The following is a 19,713-nucleotide window of genomic DNA, read 5'->3' as shown; positions in this document are numbered from 1 at the left end:
GGGCTTTAGCAATCAGCGAGAGATGTTTTTGGTTATGGCTCACTCAATTAGCAATATTAAGAAGTCACTATTCTGGCTTTTGGACTATCACCCGGAGGTCGAAAAATATCCCAGTTTGTTGATGAAGCACTGCATAGAACATACGGTGTTGTCTGAAAGAGCTGGCTTCAATAGTGTTTGGTGTGCAGAGCATCACTTCCAGCATCTGGGACATATTCCCAACCCTGCTGTTTTCCTTTCAGCGCTTTCCCAATTGACTAAAAGGATACGCCTAGGTTCGGGAGTTTCTATCTTACCCTTAAGGAGCCCGATTCAGGTGGCAGAGGACTATGCCATGTTAGATATTTTGTCTGCGGGGCGCCTCAACATGGGAGTGGGTACTGGTGGGCAACTCTTGGAGTCAGAAGGAATGGGGTATGACTTTTCAAGCCGAGGGGAGAGATTTAAGAATAACCTAGCTGAGATTCAAAAGCGCTGGAAGCTGGCTTTAGAGGGCCATAGAGGAGTTGAGTCCTTAAATATATCTCCTGTGCAAAAGCCTTCTCCCCCAATTTACATCGCGAGCAATAACCCCGAAAGCGCATATAAAATTGGAAGGTCGGGATATGGCCTGATAACAATTGTTGCGCCTTCAACCGAGAATATTGATGAAATCGCTGTGCGAATTGAGCAGCATCGTCAGGGATTGGCTGATAGCGGCTTTGGTAAGGACCATGCGGAAAGTGTAGTTACCATCTTCTCCCAGGTGGGGGAATCGGAAAAGGACGTGAGGTATTCAGTAGAGCCTGCATTGGCCCGTGTGATTTCTTATCTTTCCGGTAACAAAGTCTCAGATGCTTCGGGGATATACAACTGTATGCGTGATAAAGGAACTGGGCTTTTTGGTACTCCAGCGGAAGTTCAACAAATGATCGCTCGTTATCAGGATATTGGTGTTGAACATATGGCATTTATCAATCGATTTGGTGGCTTGGATTGGTCTGTTGCTTTACGTAGCCTCGAATATTTAGGAGACATTTAAGAGGCGATCTATAAGCGCTGGGATCAAGGTCTCAATAAACCGGCCCCTGATTAAGGGGCTCATCCCCTTCACTTAAGAGCAATTCAATAGAGAGTTGTCCGCTTTCTTTCCTACGCACCCAGCTTGCTGCCAGCCAAAATTGCTGATAGATTCAAAATGTGATCACATTTTGGCTGGGTAAAAATGTAAATAAGCTGAAGGGAAGGGATAGTTTATGGTAAGTCCGATTGTAAAGGCCGGGGCGAAGCAGAGTAGTGAGGTTGCAGGACTGGTAACAAAATTGCTGCAAACTCTTGTCGGTCATAAGCGCAACATCGATCCAGAGGTCATGGCGGTAACGGCTAAGAAGTTACTTTCACAAGATAATGGATTTTATGCTTTCCTATATTATGCCGATGGAGCTCCAGTGGGCGTTATTACCCTATCAAGGTCTGCCGCTATTTATGCCGGTGGCAACTACGGGGTAATCGAGGAGCTGTATGTTGAACCAGAGTTCCGCTCGCAGTTTATTGGCAAGGCTCTTTTGGCTGAGGCGATCAGCTTTGCGAAGGAGGAGGGCTGGCCACGGTTGGAAGTTAGTACTCCAGAAAGAGAAAACTGGCAACGAACAATTGATTTTTACCTCCGAGAAGGTTTCCTTGAGAATTCGGTGGGGGAGAGATTGAAGCTGGAATTGTAGCTCTTAACCTGAAAAGGAACAGGTCGCTTTGAAAAAAGAAAGTCGTATAGGCTGAGTTTGATCTGACAGGGTAATTCAAAAAGTAGCGCTGTCTGCCAGATCAAGCTTGGGCCACAGGGCTCAGTGGTGTGTTAAACCAGAGCTGCGACTAGCCTCAAACAAAAACCATGACCGCTTTTCCGCCTGATCAATATACTCTTCCAGCAAGCTTGCTGTAGCAATATCTCTGTGCTCATCACAAAGTTCGTGGACTTTACGCATACTTGCGATCATTTCCCGGTTGTCTTCGCCTAGCTCTAACAGCATATCTTGCGGATCTACATACTCGGCATCATTATCTGAAGATCGCTGTAGCTTAGCGATATGGCCAATGGAGCGAAGCGTAGTGCCTCCCAGTTTGCGCACGCGCTCCGCCAGTGCATCGGTCATCTCGAATACTTCATCGGCTTGATCATCAAAAAGCAAATGGTAGTCCCTGAAGTGGGGGCCGCTAACATGCCAGTGAAAGTTCTTGGTCTTCATATATAGGCTGAAAGTATCTGCCAGCAGGGTATTAACGGCGATAGTAATGCTGGCCCTCGCACTTTCACTTAAATCAGATGGGGCGGCTAGCCTGGATTGTGTGCCTACCGCTTCTCCAGTTGCTTTTCTCATATCAAACCTCACAAGTTATGACAAAGGGATAGGTGTGGCAGTCGGTGTCTCCATGGCACTAGATTAGACACCTATATGGCGACTAGCCATTCACAAAGGGTTGGAAGCCAGAGAGAACCAGTACATTATTTTTTCATCAGTCTTATACTGGTTGATATATCTCAAGCGTATATGGAGGAGTCTGTTTGAGATATAAAGCGGCTCAATCTGATTTGTTAAAAGGCTCTTAGGATAGGTAATGCAGCTACGGAGAATTGCTGAGTGTTCAATAGCTTCAAAAAGGAAGAGTTGTCTAGAAAGTTGTGTAATCTTTTAACGGATGCATATCTAAAAGTAAAAGACCTTGATTATGATGAGATAGTTACTGAGTTTGACAAGGTTGAAAGCATACACTACCCGCTTATTCAAGAATATCCAGATTTAGTGCTTGAAACAAAGCGGCGTATTGCTGAGCAGAAGTTTTTGTTGCTCTCTGAGAGAGACTTATCTTTTGAAGTTATTCAAGGTCTTCATAAGGATGTGCACGACTTGGGGTATTTAAACATTGATAGCGAAGATACGCTGGAAACAATTTTTTGTCGGCACTGCTTAAACCACCAAAAGTATGCTCTTGCGATTGAAGTTGCTACTGCTCTTAAAAAGAGTGTCCTTTCTGAGCTCGATACTTCTCGGGGCAACAAAGAGGCCTATGCCTATAAAGCTATAGCCAGGTGTGATCGTTTAATTTCACTAGCGAAAGAACACCTATAAAGGCCGAGATATAGCAGCTATACAACTCGGAGAAATTAGATTTGATGCTGATTTATCAAACGGTGAATGGTTAGCTCAAGTAAGAGGCTGATAACTAGCGCCGATTAAAGTAGTAGATTTTTTCTTTTCTTTCATACTCGCAAGAGCGCCCATCCCTCATTGAATCAACTTACCAGTCATCAAAAGTCATAGTTAAATAAAATATTTTTGATGTGATATAACATTGCTTTATGTTTGAGGGATAAGGCCGTATTTTTTGTCATAAGTGATCTGTTAATCCTCTTTGGTTGTGTCTCCCGTGAACCATTCCACACTTTTTTGCGGAAAAATATTTATTACCTAAGTTTTTTATAGAGATTTAAAACTTGTCATCGCAGTCCACATGAGTTTCGAGATCTCCATTGAGGACAACAATTTCCAAGTCGTTATACATTTGTACCAAGCTGAAACAATGGTACCAATTTCGCTCAAGCTAACTAAATGATCCTAAATTCAGCAGTTTTTGGGCTTTCCCTTTATAGAATTTATTTAGCCAAAGCGGGGCGGTTTAGGAGTAACCAATATCGAATGATTTTTTGGTATTGGAATAAATATAACTTCGGAGAAACCACAATAATGAAATTATCTTTAAAATTTCTTTTACAAAAGACGGCTTTAGCAAGTGCATTCTCATTGCTATGCACTGCGCCTTTTGGTGCCTATGCGGAAGAAGCGGATAACAAGCTGCTAACTGATCGCATCATCGTTAAGTACAAAGAAAGCGCTAAAGTTGGACGGGCCGCTACTATGGCTCAGGAAACTGTGGAAAGAGCTTCCCGTCGCGCTGGCCATAAAATGCACCATCTGCGCCGCATAGCTACTGGCGCTCAGGTAATGCGCCTGGAAGGTCGAAAAAATAGAGCTGAAGTAAATGCAATTATCGATCGCCTGAGGCAAGACCCGGATGTGGAGTACGCAGAACCAGATCTGATCTTGAAAGCAGTGGCTGTACCTAATGACCCAAGTTACCTCAATCAGTGGCACTACTATGAATCTACCGGTGGCTTGAACCTTCCATCAGCCTGGGATACCACTGCGGGTAACGGGGCTGTGGTCGCGGTACTCGATACTGGTTATCGACCCCATGCAGACCTGGCAGCCAACATTTTGCCGGGCTACGACATGATCGACGATACCTTCGTTTCCGTAGATGGCGATGGTCGCGATAGCGATGCCACCGATCCGGGTGATTGGTATAGCTCTGGTACTTGTGGAGATAGCTCCTCAAGCAACAGTAGCTGGCACGGTACCCATGTTGCCGGCACTATCGCTGGCGTTACCAACAATAATCTTGGTATCGCTGGTGTTGCCTATGAGGCCAAGATCGTTCCTGTCCGTGTGCTCGGCCGTTGTGGTGGCTATACGTCAGATATTGCTGACGGGATCATTTGGGGGGCTGGCGGTTCTGTCAGTGGCCTGCCAGCCAATGCGAATCCCGCCGACGTACTCAATCTCAGTCTTGGCGGCAGCGGAAGCTGTGGTACTACTACACAAAATGCCATCGATACTGCTCGCAGTCTCGGTGCCACGGTTGTTGTAGCCGCTGGCAATAGCAATGCTAATGCCAGCCAATTTACTCCTGCCAGTTGTGATGGGGTGATCTCAGTGGCTGCGACTAATCGCAGTGGCGGTCGTGCTTACTACTCTAACTACGGCAATGTAGTAGATGTTGCAGCGCCGGGTGGAGCACAGAGCTTCGCCAATGACTCCGACGGCGTCCTCTCTACCTATAACAATGGTGCTACTGACCCCGGCAGTGATAGTTACTATTACATCCAGGGCACCAGTATGGCGGCACCTCATGTGGCCGGTGCTGCAGCATTACTCTATTCCGTAGACCCTACCTTGACCCCAGATGAAGTTGAATCAATTCTCACCAGTACCGCGCGGAGCTTCCCGGCTTCTTGCAGCAGCTGTGGCTCAGGTATTGTCGATGCAGCAGCGGCCGTAGCCTCGGCCAATGGTGGCGGCGGCGGTGGTGGCGGTAACGACGGCGGTGAACTTGAAAATGGTGTTGCTGAGACTGGTATCGAGGGTAACAGTGGTGATGAAATTAACTTCACCCTAGAAGTGCCTAACAACGCTACAGACTTGTCTTTTGTAATGTCCGGTGGAAGCGGCGATGCTGATCTCTACGTTCGCCATGGCAGCGCCCCCACAACCAGTACCTATGACTGCCGCCCCTATACTTCAGGCAATAATGAAACTTGTGATATCGATAACGTACAGGGAGGAACCTATCACGTCATGGTACGTGGATATAGCTCCTTCTCTAACGTTAGCCTCGTAGGCAGCTACACCGCAGGTGGTGGCGGCGGTGGCGGTAGCGACAGCTGGGAAGAGACAAATCTCAGTGGTTCCCGCAACAGCTGGCAGCACTTCACTATCGACGTTGATAGCGGAGCTTCAACACTGAGCGCCGTAATGTCTGGTGGCAGTGGGGATGCAGACCTCTATGTTCGTTTCGGCCAAGAGCCCACCCGCACAGCGTACGATTGTCGTCCTTACGAGTGGGGTAATGATGAAAGCTGCAGCATCAGCAATCCAGACGCAGGTACCTGGTATATCAGTATCCGCGGTTACTCTGACTACTCTGGAGTTTCTTTGAGTGCTAGTACTGAGTAAATGGGCCAACTCCCACTCGACAGGTTCCTGTGGGGTGGGTAGATAGCTGTTCTACTCAAATAATGCCAGTCAGTTAAGCTGACTGGCATTTTCATTTAACACGTTGATCTCCGCAGAATCCTTTCCCAGTTATATTGCCGGCAATATCACCAATTCTGTGATGATCATTTCCACTGTTCGATTAAAGCTCGTTTTATCAGAGTGGATTAACTTCAAGCTCCAGCCTTTTCTTTAAAGTTGATAAATTTCGAAAAGTATTTTGCAGCCTTTCTGTGCACAGTGATTGGAAAGCCCTTAGTTATCTCTATATCGGTGCAAAGACAGATAAATAAGTTTGTTTAGGTGGAGGCTGTCACAAGAATAGAAAGAGGCCGGCAATCACCTAAGAAGGATACATCGGTTGCCACTACTATCCCTGTGGGCAAAATTGAAACACTGGTACTAATTTTGTCTCGATATCCAGCCATGACTTGCTCAGGCATATATCTTGCGTAAAGCCTAACGTGCCCTGTCACAACAGGGACAGTGGTACTAATGGTTAGGATGTTACACCCCGTCGGCTAAATCATCATGGAGAGATAACAATAATGAAGTCACTGTTGAAAAAATCCACTCTAGCAGGTGTGTTTTCACTTCTATGTACAGGCTCCTTCGCCACCCAAATGGATAACCTAAGTAGTTCCCCAACAACTGACCGGATCATTGTGAAATACAAGCAGGATTCCACGATCGGACGGTCAGCGAGCATGACTCAGGAAACCGTGGAGAAAGCCTCTCGCCGTGCGGGCCACAACTTGCGCCACTTGCGGCGCATGGCGACGGGTGCACAAGTCATGCACCTGGGGAGCCGAAAAAGCCAAGCCGAGATCAACCTGATAATCAACCGCCTAAAACAAGACCCCAATATTGAGTACGCTGAGCCCGACTTGATGATGCACCCTATGGCGGTCCCTAATGACCCCAGCTATTACGACCAGTGGCACTACTTTGAAGCTGATGGTGGACTGAATTTGCCCGCAGCCTGGGATATAACTCAGGGGGAGGGCGTGGTAGTAGCAGTTATTGATACCGGTTATCTCGCTCACACAGACCTCATGGACAACTTGCTGCCTGGTTACGACATGATTTCGGATTCCGATATCGCTGTAGATGGGGATGGCCGTGATAGTGATGCCAGTGATCCCGGGGATTGGTATACCGATAGTTACTGCGGAAACCCACTGTATCCCGAATTTGATAGCAGCTGGCATGGCACTCATGTGGCCGGCACCATTGCTGCCGTCACCAACAACAATATGGGTATCGCTGGGATAGCCCATAAAGCAAAAGTGCTCCCCGTTCGAGTACTCGGCCGCTGCGGCGGTTACACATCTGATATTGCTGATGGCATTGTCTGGAGCGCTGGCGGCTCGGTTAGTGGTGCACCAGCCAATGAAACTCCGGCTCAAGTGTTGAACTTGAGCCTGGGGGGCTTTGGCCTCTGTGGAAGCACAACTCAAAGTGCCATCAATACAGCCCGTAGCCTGGGCGCCACAGTTGTTGTTGCCGCGGGTAACTCTGGGCGGAATGCCTTCTGGTTTTCGCCGGCTAACTGTTCAGGAGTCATTACAGTATCCGCGACCAACCGCTCCGGAGGACTTGCTTACTACTCCAACTACGGCAATGTGGTCGATGTCGCTGCCCCCGGAGGTGAAACTAACTCGGTGGAATCCGATGGCGTTCTCTCTACATTAAACAGCGGCGCGCGAACTCCCGGTAGTGATAGCTTCGCTTACTACGCCGGCACCAGCATGGCCGCTCCACATGTTGCCGGTACAGCCGCACTTATATATTCAGTCAAGCCCGATGTTACACCAGATGAGGTTGAATCCATTCTCACCAGTACAGCCCGAAGTTTTACAGGCTCATGTCGGCGCTGTGGGTCAGGCATTGTTGATGCGGCGGCAGCCGTTGAGGCCGCTATAGAGAATTGAACTGTCGAAAGGCGCTAGCTTAATAAAAGACCGACATTTCGTCGGTCTTTTACACTTTCCCACTAAAGGATCTAGCCAAGTACAGGGGTGAGGTTAATATTCATCCTTGTTCCCATGCGGGAAATGGATCATTCAATGTCGCCCAGTATTCTTTGCCTCGTAGCACTTCGTCCTCGCTTAGCAGGCAGTCATCAAGCGCTTTTGTCATGCTGGTTTGATTCAAACTCTGGCCAATAAATACTAGTTCTTGCCGCATATCACCAAAGGGTTCTACCCATTGTTTTTCAATGGAGCTGCGATAATTTTCGTCTGTGGGCCAGTTTTCTTTGGGTATAGCTTTCCAGAACATCCCAGCGAACCCATAGTGGGCAATACCTCCCGCTTGACTCCACTCGCCTGCAAACTCAGGGCGGGACGCTAGCCAAAAATACCCTTTGGAGCGAATTAACTTGCCGTGCCTCTCAGTATTGTGCAGAAATTGATGAAATTTTTCTGGATGGAAGGGGCTACGTGCTTCGTAGCTGAAACTGCTAATGCCATACTCTTCCGTTTCTGGAATATGTTCACCTCGCATCTCTTTAAGCCAACCAGGTGCTTGCTGCGCGCGCTCGAAGTTAAATAAGCCGGTACTTAGAACCTCGTCAATATCGACTTGCCCCTGAGAGACCGGAACTATTTTTGCCTGCGTATTTAGAGTTCGCAGAATGGCCTCTAGGCGCTCAACATCAGAAGGGCCAGCTAAATCTGTTTTACTGATCAGAATGACATCTGCGAACTCGACCTGGTCGATCAGCAAATCAGTTACACTGCGTTCGTCGTCTTCACCTAATGATTCACCAGCATCCTGTAAAAATACGGCCTCGTCATAGTCCTTTAAAAAATTGACTGCATCGACCACCGTCACCATTGTGTCCAAACTGGCAACATCAGAGAGAGAAACACCATTTTCGTCGGCAAAAGTGAAGGTTTCTGCAACGGGTAAGGGTTCAGAAATCCCTGTTGATTCAATAACGAGATAATCAAACCGTCCTTCCTGCGCAAGCTTAGTGACTTCCTCCAGAAGGTCTTCCCGCAGAGTGCAGCAAATACAGCCATTACTCATTTCAACAAGCTTCTCCTCACTACGGTTAAGAGAAACTTCGCTCTGTACTTTCGTCGAATCAATATTGATTTCACTCATGTCATTGACGATTACAGCAACTTTTTTGCCTTCGCGATTGTTCAGTATGTGGCTAAGTACGGTAGTTTTACCGGCACCTAGAAAACCTGAAAGGACGGTGACTGGGAGTTTGTTTGTATGTGCCATTAGTCTCTCCACACTCTGAGTATTCATCCATGTGTACTAGGTTAATCAGATTGTGCGCAATGATATATCGTATCTTTTATGGGTCAAGCTATTTCATTTACATGAGGGTAGGGCGGTAGTATTACCGCTCCTCCTTTACCCGCTTACTCCGCCCACTTTCATGCCGCTCCCGCATATCGGAATCAATGTAGCGATCGGTCGTAGCCATACTTGCATGGCCCGCATCATCGCGCACATGCTCGCGGGGGCGGTACTTCACATCTTCAGAAATACCCGTATGGCGGAGCCAGTGCACAGTGGCAGCCTTAAGATCTTCAGCATCTTCCCCTAAGCCTTCTTCAACCATCCGTTGGTGGGCAGAATCAAAGCAGTTTTGAACAATCAGGCGAACCTGTCGGGTACTGGTAACCGGTCCCTTGCCACGGGACTTGTGCACCAGAGGTGTCTGCTCATTAATGCTGGGCAGAGCAGGGAGCTGCAAATAATTTCTGTAGCGCTTCAAGGCCTTCAACATTTGGTCGCAAACAGTGATCGCCCGGCCTTTGTTACCTTTACCTGTAACATGAAACCACCAGTTTCCGTCGCGATCTTTCTTGAAATCACCCATAACTGGTGCCGATCTTTCATCCGCAACCAACTCAGAGATTCGCAAATACATAGCGAATAGGGCGTTCATAATGAATAAAGTTCGCTCGTGATCAGTTGGTGATGTCTCGGCCATGATCTCAGCAGTCTCCAGGACATAATCCCACTGCAAGTTGCTGATTCGACGTACAACCTGGCTTTGTTGCTCACGTCGAACAAACTTGCTTTTCTGGCGAATCAGTGCCACAGGATTGGCTGGAACCAGGCCTTCTTGATAGAGAAAATCGAAGAAAGACGACAATGCAGTAAAGATGCATTTGATCGCTGCCTGGGATGGCCGGAACTCCTTGGGGGAAGCCGTCTTGCCAGCACGAAACTCAACTTTGGATACACTGACTACGAATGGCCGCCAATCGGCATTCACAACGCGCTCGCCATTTTGTGTTTTGAATCTGGCAACATTCTTAGTTCCGATCCAGGCAATTGGCGGCTCAATGCAAAACTGCACAAACTCCTCAATGTGTTCGCGCTTCAGAGTCATTATTGAAACTTCTTCAATGCGCCACGCCCATTGCAGCAAACGCTCAAGTTCACGGCGGTAGCTGTTAAACGTTGCCTGGCTACCGTTGTAGCTGTAAAGAAACTTAAGCGTGAACTCCAGATCGGTATTCGCACCAGGAATCTGCTTGCTGAGATAACGGCTAGCTGAAAAGCTGGTGCAGCGGAATGGATTCTCAAGATTGCTCAGGTTGTCGATGATTGGTGCTGGTGGCCGGTTGGAAGCAGACATAGATATATGGCGTTGTTGTTGGAATGCGGCAAATTATACGTAAAATCGGGTATTTATAAAATATCCGATATTCACAAATATCGGAAATATCGTAACCCCTTGAACCCCCTCAGGTTTTCAATTTTTTCTTGACTACTATTTCCGATAACCACGTCTGTCCCTGCTTTCCGAAAGATTGATTGCGGTGCTCGTGTCGAACCGTGATCAAATCAAGCTCTCCGATGATTTCCTGCAGTGCTCCCATAACGCTCTCCGTTTGTTTTAGGTCCTGGGTAACCAGGTTAACCAGGTTAACCAGATTAACCAGGTCGGTGTTTATGCTCGCGAGGAAGTCGCGAAGCGGCTTAACCTCGTTAGCAAATATTGTTAGCTGCACATCAAACGGCGCTGGGTTATCTACCAAGATTCCAGCTCCTGCACATCCGTCGCAAACTCTCCACTGTCGATCTACGCCTATCCCTGCGCACGTATTACAAAGCCTCCTTCATGCTAGAAATCACAAGTAGATTGACAGCTCAAGGCTAGATTCCGACGGAACCCCTATCCAGCTTGACCATATGGAATGAATTTCACTTGGAACTTAGGCGTTTTGCTTACCCTTCTTTGGTATTCTTCTGCAACCTTGCAGTTGTGGGATGCATTATATTCTTCTCTGCAGCTTACATCGTACAGAAACTGACATCTTACCGGCGGGGTTTGAGGCAGCACTTTAACCGAACTTGGATCCTTTACGGCCTAGGCATATGGACGCTGACCTTGGTAATTGTCTATTGGCCTCCTGCTGGGGAAAATGTCGAAGGTGGAAATACTGGCACACTTACCGCATTCTTTCTTGCCCTTTTGGGGGTAGGCATCGATCTAGCAGCTATCTACATCCTTATTCCTAGGAAAGGGGACCAAAGCAAGTAGAATCTTGGTCGGGAAAGATACTGTGTGAATCCCTGGTAAAAGTTCTACTATCTATGAAAATCCAGAATTGGGGTACCCTTTACTTAGAGTGCGTCGCGAATATACTGCAAGGGCTTGCGAACTTGATCAGTAGATGACTCCATTAGCTCGAGGCTAATACAGTAAAATAGTCAAGCGGTAACTGGCTGAGTATGCCGTGGAATTAAAGTGCAGTATGGTCGCATTCTGAACCAGGACTATCAGAAAAGGACCTTAACGGAGGCAGGCGTGCTAAATCCCCCTTCTTTTTAAGGAGATGTGTCAGATTTGGTCTGAACTAATACAGATAAATCAGCTATGAAGGTGGTATACCTAGCTATGCAGGGTGCTTCAAAAAAATGGACAATGCCAATCCGTAATTGGAAGCCAGCTTTAAACAGATTTATGATCGAGTTTGGTGAGCGACTCACCGACTACCAATAACCAACTGACGGGGCAGTTACACAGAATTATTTACCCCCTCAGGTGCCCGCAAACAACTTCCATTAGTGTTTTACCCCCGAAAGATCCATGAAGCCCTTGTCACTCGAGAAGCGTGGTGCTTTGGAGTTCTTCTAGATCCAGACTAACGGTCGAGTAAAATTCCTCTTTGTCAGTTCTTTGTGAGCGCCCTACTTTGCCATCAGGATGCGGAGAGCCGGGTTTGTTTGGTCGAAATTTACGATTTTACTTTAATAATTGTGGTATATGGCTTGTGTACTCCATCATTGCCATGAGGCGCTCGTGTTCCTTCTTTAATTTTTTCCCCTTTGCCTCCTTCACCTCCTCCGCCTCCTTTACCGCCACCGATACGATGAATTTCATTTTTGTCCCATTTAAGGCTGGCACCGTTTAATTTCACAACTGAAATCATTGGCCCTCCAGGCCCTCCGGCCCCTCCACCGCCGTCACCACCTCTTCCTCCATCACCTCCTTTACCCCCTTTTTGTGTATAACCTTGATGCCCGCAATAATCCACATAGTTACCGTGTTTAGGTTTAACACCAGGCTGCCCTTCTTCTCCTGGTCTGGCATCGCTCCCATTACCACCTCGCCCACCTTCTCCGCCGATAATTACCAGACTTTTCGATCTAACCGTTGACTTATTAATGATAAGGCCGAATGCCCCTCTGCCAGATTGGCCTCCTATTCCTCCGTTACCACCACATCCTCCATCCCCTCCGTCGCCACCATTCCCGCCCTGATACATTTTATCATCACACCAAAACCAATATACATACCATGAGCCACCGAGACCGCCCCCTCCGCCACCGGCCGCGTTACCACCACGACCTCCATTACCTCTACCTAAATTTGTGTCCCAATACAATTTGTTATCATTATTGTAAGAAAAAAAACCACTAGTTGCGTTTAACGGAGATCCATGCCTACCTGGAATCCCATCGCCACCGTTATGTCCCCCATTTCCTTTTGTTGCATAACTCACTGTTGGAAAATCAATACAGTTGGAATTTCCAGTCTCCCCTCCACTTCCACCTCGTGCAATTTTACCACCAGTAGCTACATCGGTACCCTTTTTGCCTGAATGATTGCTCACGTGACAATAAGGATTACGTCGAGGATACGCTGGGTTTGGGGGGTAACCACTCCAATCATGAATATCTTTGTAGCGACCACCCGTACCGCCTTTGGTACAGTATTTTTTTCCAGCTTCGGGGGGCTGGCCATTTTTCCCCACACCCCCTTTCCCCACTTTAATGACCACTGAATCTAAATAAGTATCTACCTTATCCACAATCAATGCATATGAACTCTGCCCTGGTACTTTTGAGCGGTCACTACCATTTAAAACAAGCTGTTTTAAATGGACATTTTTTTGATTAATGGTTAGCAATCGGTCAGCGTTTTTGCCATTCAAGCATGTATGCTTTTCACATAGATAGTCTTTTTCCTTTAGGTTTAGGAGCTGTCGATTTGTGAACTGATTTTGCACTGAAAACGCATTTTTGATACCAGTGTTCCACCCGCCTTCAACGGTGGTGTTGGGAGGTAGCAAAAGGTCAGCTGTTTCAAAGTTTCCAACTGACATTTTGATAGTCACCGGGTGCACATTGTCTTCTCCAATTTTATCTACAGCTTCTGCTAAAAACCTCAGGGGCTGGTCTGGGTGTATACCCGTATTGCCATGCTTTCCGTTCGTTGCAACGAAATAAACTAATTCCTTTGCAGCATGCCCAAAAGGAATAAATGAACAAAATAATAGGAGAGAGAAAAGTGATTTTAAGATGACCAAATTCATACTTCCACCTCGTGGTGAGAAGCGCCGCTCTCTTCTAATGCTTCCTCTTCTTTCTGAAATTCCTCTTGTCGACTCCTTAAGTCTTCATTAGCGTTTTTTAACTCATCAATTTCCCGCTCTAAATTATAGATTTCTGAACTTAACCTTCCGTTCTCATTGTTATTTTCAAATTCCAACTCTTCAAGCTTGGATTCTAAATCAGATATCCGCTTATTTCTTTCTGTTAAGGTATTCCTCATTTTTTCAATTTTATGATCGATGTCATTTATATTGTCTTCTATATTGGTGCGTGTTTCGACTTCAAGGTCTGCGAACCTTGTCGAAATTCTATTAATCTCATCACCCAATCGTTGAATGTTTTCTTCATTTTCATGCTCAATTTTACCTATCAGTTGACGAGCCTTCAATTCAAGGTCCTTATCAGTGGTCTCTTCGTCTTTCTTATTTAGCTCTTTTGCCCCTAAAATGATAGCCAAGGCAAGCCCAACCAAACCAGCACACCCTTCAACTGCTGCTAATGCGATTAAACCATCGTCTCGACTTTTTTGATCTTCAATTTCGGGTTCACTAATTTGAATATGTGGAATCACTAGTGTGGGCGCCATTATCGCATCTTTATGATTCATAACACGTATCAGGGGCTGATGGGTAGTTCCTGGATCTTCACTATCGTCGACGGTTCCGGAAACCCCAAAAGAAATTAATCCGGACTCATCAATATCCTTGCCAACCTTTGCATCATGATCCCAGTCTAAACCAGCAGGTATATCATTTTTAATGAGGCGCCATGTAAACGGTTGAACGCCCTTCATTGCCGTTACTCTTGCTTCATAGTGTTTAGAGCGGTAAGCTGGAGGCCAGTCTTCACCCGATAAGGCAATCTCATCTGCGCTTCCCATATTTATCAGCGTTCTTATTAAGATGGGTACACTTTCTGTACTTTTGGACACTAATTTGTAAGGGCCTTCTTCTGTGGGTTCACAAATGTACTTGGAAACATCATAGAAGCCTGATCTGCCTTTGGTTTTGGGGATCATAGAAAAATGATAATAGTGACTGCCTGCCACTTGCGTCTCCCCACTAGTTGCACGAATCAGTACAGAGGCCTTGGTAAAGTCTGGAACATCCCCTTCTATTTTCACCACCGTACCGTTATCAGCTGTTATTACATTAGATATTTTGATATCAGGCCCTAGACCCACCGGACTTACTTTGTGGCATGTCGCATTTGTGGCCTTTGATGTAGTCAATAATTTACCTTGGTCCGGATCATCTATAGCAAGTTCAATACTAACCCCATCGCCACAATAGCTCCCATAATCCAATAGATTAAGTCTACATTCGTAAAAGTCAGTTTCCACTAGTCTTGGTAACTCATGTGTTAATTCACTACTAAAACCTAATCGAACATTCTCTAGACCAGGCTTTGGTTTCATATCTAGATCTAATTGTTGATAATGTTTCAAAGATGCACCGTCAGGAATCTCCCATTCAGAGGTGACATCATCGGTGTTATATATCGCTATCCGCCCAGTTTTATTTTTTGACTCATCCAGCTCATCCACTCTGAAACCGGTAATTTCACCTTCTTGATTAACATCATCTTTCACTAAAGAAATAGTACTGCCTTTAAATAAACTATTTTCTTCTTTTGGCCCCTCACCTTCTGCTGGCGTATTCGTTTCTGTTAACGGAAACAAGTCAGCGGCCATTAAATTGGAATCGTAAACCGTTCTGCAAAATAAACTTTGTTCACGGGTTATATCATCACCATCGGTAGTAAATGGAAAAATCGGACTTGTTTGTTTTCCAGTAATGCGCGCTACATTTTTCGCAGAAACTTCTGCTGCTAGAGATACAGGCTCCCCCCAAAGCGTGGATTTCTTCAGCCTAATTTTGGAGTATGCAGATAAGTTCCGATTTTTTTTATCTTCATCAAATCGAATAAACAGCTTTCGTTTCCCATTCATGCTAATGCAGCATTTCATTGAGACATTGGTAACAACCCCCTTTTTTCTTTCCAGTTTGCAGCCCATTACATTGTGTGTGTAATATAAGTCAGTAGCTTTGACTTTTCCTAAATAGAGTGACAAAGTATGCTCATTGGTGTCATACAGAATATTAAGTGCTTCCTCCAAAAAATCCCAGTTATCATTGTCGGTATACCGAACAACATATTCTCCCGCCCAAATAAAAGGCGGTTCGTAACCTTTTTCATAACGAATACCTGCTGGCGTCTTTACGCCAGCTTTGCCTACAAGCACTAACTCGTCCTTATTATCCTCCGCAATCAACGTCATGCTTCCGGTCACAGTAACTTTGTAGCTGTCAATTATTTCTTTAAAATTAGACCCAGAATTCAATTTTTCAATAGGCGTATTTAATTTAATATTCAGTTCTATTTTTTTATTTTTTATTGTAATTCTTTGGCTGTTATAATGTTCTCCCTCACTGAGAACGTTAACAACTTCATCTTTTCCGTTTAACAAAAACCGTATAGATTGAGAGCCAATAATTAACCGATGAAGGTTATCTTTTGAGTCAATAATCGCGTAATCGCCACAAAAAAGACCCGCATGATACGCATCCATATAATTTTGCTGGCTTTTAAAGCTGGCAAGATCGGTGATATACCCCATATCCTGTATACACTCTTCTCTCAATCTATCGATCTGCTCCTCGGTAGCATATGGATTGGAATCCTTTAATTTTCTCACTGCATCCGATACTTTAGTTGTCAGCATCAATGCTGCCAAAGGTTTTTTTGTATGGTATAGGAGCATAGATCTTGCAGCGCGCTCCTCTTCATTTGCTTGATTGCTATCTCCAATGAGGATATTTCTCGTTTTTGAATTATCTTGTATAACGTCTTCCATTATTCTACTCCTAATTTGGAATAATATTTTCCACGCTTTACAGTGTAAAAATGGATATTAAGGACAATATCTTCAATTTTTGTAGCTGCAGTCAATCCGCTATTAAATTCAATATCAGGAATGCACAGCTGAAAAAATGTAAAAATTCCGCGTTGCTCAACAAATTTACTATTAATGTTTCCATCCTCGCCCAGCGCATCCTCTACTGAATCGTCACCATGAGTTGCTTGCGCGGCATGTACAAATGTTGCAACCGGGGCATCAAGACCGTAATCATAAAAATGAGCGATGTCGTTTTGGTCTACGATGTACGCTTGCATTCCTATCTTAGCCTGGAAGACCACTCTTGAAATTTCCCCTCCTACTGAATCGGTATTCACCCCTTGTATCCATGGACGAATTTTTGCAATACGTACATCGAAGCTGGGCACACCCATCAATGGGAATTGAAAGGTAGAAGCATTTCGCCAATAGGGGTAATCTACCCTTTTACCCTCCATTGAATAGTACTTTTGTATTTTTGTTGATTCCCCGGGCACCACTTGAATCGTAACTGTTTCATAATTCAATAATGAACTAATCAATTCTTTCCCATCAGGGGTTTTGCCGCTTATAGTGATATAGGCATCGCTTTTTTTTTCAACTTTATATTTAGAATAATCACTTGGATTGGTCGCTATCGCCTTTTGTAAATTTGCATTATAGTTTGCCAGCTGCCAACGAACGCCATCTTTTTTCTGCTCTCCGATTACTTCATTATCCGCAATATCCCACAGACTATTTTCTTTATCAGCCTTCTCCTGCGCGCTAGCTTTATCTACTGTCCAGAATGTAGACAACCTATCAAAATAGTTATTTTCCATATTGATTTGGCCAAGGGTTATATACGACAATTTACGAAGAAGTTGCACCCAGATATCTGCTGTACGCTCAATGTTTGACAAGTAGACATTGGTATAATGTTTAATTGCTTTGTTTAACTCGGGAGACTGATTCTGATCAAAAAGCCTATCTATATCTTGTCGTTTTTCTACAGCTTTTTGATAATCCGTAAGCTCTTTAGCAAGCAAATTTATTTTTTTATTACATAAAATCCAAAGCTCATTTTTTGATTTGGCAAGATTTACAATATGGTTTACGTCACTCTCAACCTCTTTGCCTTTTTCTTTTAATTTATTAGAGAACTTTTTGACATAATCACTTATTTTGTTTGCTGATGTAATAATTAGCGTATTTACCTTTTCTTGATTTTCGCCGGTAGCAACTAGCTCGCCAAGCTTAACTTCGGTACTGATCATATGTCGGACTTCTTCAATAACAGTACTCTTGAGTACTTCTGCTCCATCATCAGTCGATATTTTTTCTTTTGCTTTTAAGAATAGACTTGTACCCTCTTCAATTGCCATCAGTCCTGCTGCAGGCAAATCCGAAGCAACAAATATTAGGTCTTTAAAAGCGCTGAGTATATCTTTAAAGCTAAGACTAACTGAATCCTCAACAATCGGAACAACATCTTCAAGATCTCTAGAAAGATTTTCAATCAATGTTTGACATTCTTGATCAGCGACGTAAAGCTTTCCGACTAAGGACTTATCGTTCTTTATGTCATATTTAGACGTACCAAATAATATTTTTTTTAATACTTTGATAGTCGCCTCATGTAAAGCTATCGCGCAATCCGCCGAATCAGTCATATCTGCGTGTTTTGAGTTCTCAACTTTTGCACCTGCTTCTTGAATCCGCAATTTTATATAGAAATCACGTATCCTAATTTGTGATGAAAAATATTCATCAACCAATTCAATTAGAACATCAAAAGGTAACTGCGGAACACGGGTAATCTCGCCTCCCCAGATTGTTTGTTTTCCAGCATGCCACATTTGCATCATCTTAAATGCTTCAGCCAAAGGCTTTTTTAGTTCTCTTTCGCTGTCATCCATGACATTTAAAATTGATGAATCTAATGCTTTTTTCTCGATATCATGCTTTTTTTTGAATTTTTTAGAGAACTCTGGATTATCCGAATTATTTGAATGTAGTGCCCCCAAAAAGGTCGTAAAAACCAAATTTTCACCAAGTGCTACCCACTCAGGGTTCTCAGGGTCTATAGCCGAATAACCAGTTGGTTGAAATTTGATATAATCTAGCTTTATTCTATGATAGAGCAATGACCAAAAGTGGAAATCAGAATAGACGGCTATTGCAGAAAAGTCAGGAAAGGGCTCATCAATGTATTTGCTACTTAATGGTAAGCTGGCCGGTGAAGCCATCACTGGAATACCGTCTTCAAAGCTATCAACTAATTCAGCGCTTGAGCCATAAACTTTGCTATATGGTTTGCCATATTTGTCCGTAATTTGTGCGTATCCTGGTTTGCCACTTTCGCCAGGTTTTCCTGCAAAACATTCTCTAACAACCCATTTATCGATATTCCCTGAATACGCTTTTTCACTAGACTTAATTTTGTTGTAGTAAAGCTCAATTTTACCTGGTTGACCGCCCTTACCTCCCTTACCGGCATCTCCACCAATGGAATTACCGATTACCGTTATATTCTGTCCTCCTACCCCTGCATTACCTTTTGCACCGTTTGCCTTTAGGATTAGCTTAGATTTAAACTCGATAGTTTCACAAGCTATAATTATGCTTCCTCCATTGGCCCCCTGCTTAGCCCATGCTTTTCCTTTAGGTTCTTCCTCAAAATATCTACTCCAACTTCCATCCGATCTGTTGATGGCTATAGCAATATCATCACCGTCAGTGCCTTTTGTATCACTTTTTTTTGCTTTATAGGTCTTAGTGGGCGCTATTGTATTCTTGTGGGTTTCATCAGGATGAGCACTTACATCAATGATCAGTCCATTTTTTTTACTTCCATTAATGGTTAGTTTCCTACAGGCAATAGTTACATTTCGGCCCTCGTAAATCTTTGCAGATCTTTGTATGAAATCGCTCACAAGTACAATATCTAAACCATATATAACAATGTCGTTCCCACCAGAAACTTTTTCAGCATAAGGATTTAGTAAATCCTTTTCCCCAATATATACCTCATCCAATACGGAATAAATTATTGTCTTTCCTGCCGTAACAAACTTTCCTCCTTCCTTTATTGCCTTCCTCTCTTCGATGAAAAAATAGGGATTAGCTGCATCGGCTATATTCATAGTTATTTACTTTTTATTTAATATCTAGTGTTCTCTTAGCTGCAATATTGCGACACCAGGG

At 44.5% G+C, this 19,713-nt stretch carries 12 protein-coding genes and 2 pseudogenes; 6 read left to right on the top strand and 8 right to left on the bottom strand.

Annotated elements, in window-relative coordinates; genetic code table 11:
* Positions 1-34: 34 nt before the first annotated feature.
* Positions 35-1,021 carry an LLM class flavin-dependent oxidoreductase gene (locus ACJJI6_RS05860; RefSeq protein ID WP_475712789.1) on the top strand — a complete coding sequence of 329 codons (987 nt, stop codon included), beginning with the start codon at positions 35-37 and terminating at the stop codon, positions 1,019-1,021.
* A gap of 214 nt (positions 1,022-1,235) precedes the next feature.
* A complete protein-coding gene (locus tag ACJJI6_RS05855) occupies positions 1,236-1,700 on the top strand; it encodes a GNAT family N-acetyltransferase (protein ID WP_475712788.1) in 465 nt (154 codons plus the stop codon).
* 120 nt (positions 1,701-1,820) lie between these two features.
* Here the strand turns inward: ACJJI6_RS05855 and ACJJI6_RS05850 are convergent, their stop codons facing one another.
* Positions 1,821-2,354, bottom strand: a complete 534-nt coding sequence (locus tag ACJJI6_RS05850) for a Dps family protein (RefSeq protein WP_444913109.1) — start codon at positions 2,352-2,354, stop codon at positions 1,821-1,823.
* Between the two features lie 261 nt (positions 2,355-2,615).
* Here ACJJI6_RS05850 and ACJJI6_RS05845 point away from each other — a divergent pair, with 261 nt between their 5' ends.
* The 3 genes from ACJJI6_RS05845 (at position 2,616) to ACJJI6_RS05835 (ending at position 7,741) form a co-directional block, all read left to right on the top strand.
* The gene (locus tag ACJJI6_RS05845; protein WP_475712787.1) at positions 2,616-3,104 is read left to right on the top strand and encodes a hypothetical protein; all 489 of its coding nucleotides are present in this window, start codon (positions 2,616-2,618) and stop codon (positions 3,102-3,104) included.
* 615 nt (positions 3,105-3,719) lie between these two features.
* Positions 3,720-5,768 carry a S8 family peptidase gene (locus tag ACJJI6_RS05840; RefSeq protein ID WP_475712786.1) on the top strand — a complete coding sequence of 683 codons (2,049 nt, stop codon included), beginning with the start codon at positions 3,720-3,722 and terminating at the stop codon, positions 5,766-5,768.
* Between the two features lie 587 nt (positions 5,769-6,355).
* Positions 6,356-7,741: a S8 family peptidase gene (locus tag ACJJI6_RS05835; RefSeq protein ID WP_413662043.1), complete on the top strand. Its 1,386-nt coding sequence runs from the start codon at positions 6,356-6,358 to the stop codon at positions 7,739-7,741.
* Positions 7,742-7,841: 100 nt separating this feature from the next.
* Here ACJJI6_RS05835 and zigA read toward each other — a convergent pair whose 3' ends face one another.
* From zigA to ACJJI6_RS05820, 3 genes are all read right to left on the bottom strand, one after another.
* Entirely contained in the window at positions 7,842-9,047 is a 1,206-nt protein-coding gene (zigA, locus tag ACJJI6_RS05830; protein WP_475712785.1) for a zinc metallochaperone GTPase ZigA, read from the bottom strand.
* A 121-nt stretch (positions 9,048-9,168) separates the two neighbouring features.
* Positions 9,169-10,422 carry a tyrosine-type recombinase/integrase gene (locus ACJJI6_RS05825; RefSeq protein ID WP_445364210.1) on the bottom strand — a complete coding sequence of 418 codons (1,254 nt, stop codon included), beginning with the start codon at positions 10,420-10,422 and terminating at the stop codon, positions 9,169-9,171.
* A gap of 109 nt (positions 10,423-10,531) precedes the next feature.
* Positions 10,532-10,825 (bottom strand): hypothetical protein, encoded by a 294-nt coding sequence (locus ACJJI6_RS05820; protein ID WP_475712784.1) that lies wholly within the window; start codon positions 10,823-10,825, stop codon positions 10,532-10,534.
* 827 nt (positions 10,826-11,652) lie between these two features.
* Between ACJJI6_RS05820 and ACJJI6_RS05815 the strand changes: the two are divergent.
* A pseudogene (locus ACJJI6_RS05815) lies at positions 11,653-11,793 on the top strand (IS256 family transposase); the annotation flags it as partial.
* Between the two features lie 123 nt (positions 11,794-11,916).
* On the opposite strand, the pseudogene ACJJI6_RS05810 reads toward ACJJI6_RS05815, so the two are convergent.
* The 4 genes and pseudogenes from ACJJI6_RS05810 to ACJJI6_RS05795 form a co-directional block, all read right to left on the bottom strand.
* A pseudogene (locus ACJJI6_RS05810) lies at positions 11,917-12,030 on the bottom strand (IS481 family transposase); the annotation flags it as partial.
* Complete coding sequence (locus tag ACJJI6_RS05805; protein WP_445364212.1) at positions 12,029-13,609, bottom strand: hypothetical protein; 1,581 nt, start codon at positions 13,607-13,609, stop codon at positions 12,029-12,031. The pseudogene ACJJI6_RS05810 and the gene ACJJI6_RS05805, both read right to left, overlap by 2 nt.
* Positions 13,606-16,485, bottom strand: coding sequence for a hypothetical protein (locus tag ACJJI6_RS05800; protein ID WP_445364213.1), 2,880 nt, complete (start codon positions 16,483-16,485; stop codon positions 13,606-13,608). Before ACJJI6_RS05800 ends, ACJJI6_RS05805 begins: the two co-directional genes overlap by 4 nt.
* Positions 16,485-19,652 carry a hypothetical protein gene (locus ACJJI6_RS05795; protein ID WP_445364214.1) on the bottom strand — a complete coding sequence of 1,056 codons (3,168 nt, stop codon included), beginning with the start codon at positions 19,650-19,652 and terminating at the stop codon, positions 16,485-16,487. Before ACJJI6_RS05795 ends, ACJJI6_RS05800 begins: the two co-directional genes overlap by 1 nt.
* Positions 19,653-19,713: the final 61 nt, after the last annotated feature.

This window comes from Microbulbifer maximicatervae (SeqCode), from assembly GCF_056232625.1.
This window is presented reverse-complemented; position numbering and strand designations above follow the sequence as displayed.

Bases quoted from the DNA above. Each gene is read 5' to 3' on its own strand.
- ACJJI6_RS05800 (WP_445364213.1), bottom strand. From the start codon at position 16,485: ATGGAAGACGTTATACAAGATAATTCAAAAACGAGAAATATCCTCATT.
- ACJJI6_RS05835 (WP_413662043.1), top strand. From the start codon at position 6,356: ATGAAGTCACTGTTGAAAAAATCCACTCTAGCAGGTGTGTTTTCACTT.
- ACJJI6_RS05795 (WP_445364214.1), bottom strand. From the start codon at position 19,652: ATGAATATAGCCGATGCAGCTAATCCCTATTTTTTCATCGAAGAGAGG.
- ACJJI6_RS05855 (WP_475712788.1), top strand. From the start codon at position 1,236: ATGGTAAGTCCGATTGTAAAGGCCGGGGCGAAGCAGAGTAGTGAGGTT.
- ACJJI6_RS05850 (WP_444913109.1), bottom strand. From the start codon at position 2,354: ATGAGAAAAGCAACTGGAGAAGCGGTAGGCACACAATCCAGGCTAGCC.
- zigA (WP_475712785.1), bottom strand. From the start codon at position 9,047: ATGGCACATACAAACAAACTCCCAGTCACCGTCCTTTCAGGTTTTCTA.
- ACJJI6_RS05805 (WP_445364212.1), bottom strand. From the start codon at position 13,609: ATGAATTTGGTCATCTTAAAATCACTTTTCTCTCTCCTATTATTTTGT.
- ACJJI6_RS05825 (WP_445364210.1), bottom strand. From the start codon at position 10,422: ATGTCTGCTTCCAACCGGCCACCAGCACCAATCATCGACAACCTGAGC.
- ACJJI6_RS05860 (WP_475712789.1), top strand. From the start codon at position 35: ATGGCTCACTCAATTAGCAATATTAAGAAGTCACTATTCTGGCTTTTG.
- ACJJI6_RS05840 (WP_475712786.1), top strand. From the start codon at position 3,720: ATGAAATTATCTTTAAAATTTCTTTTACAAAAGACGGCTTTAGCAAGT.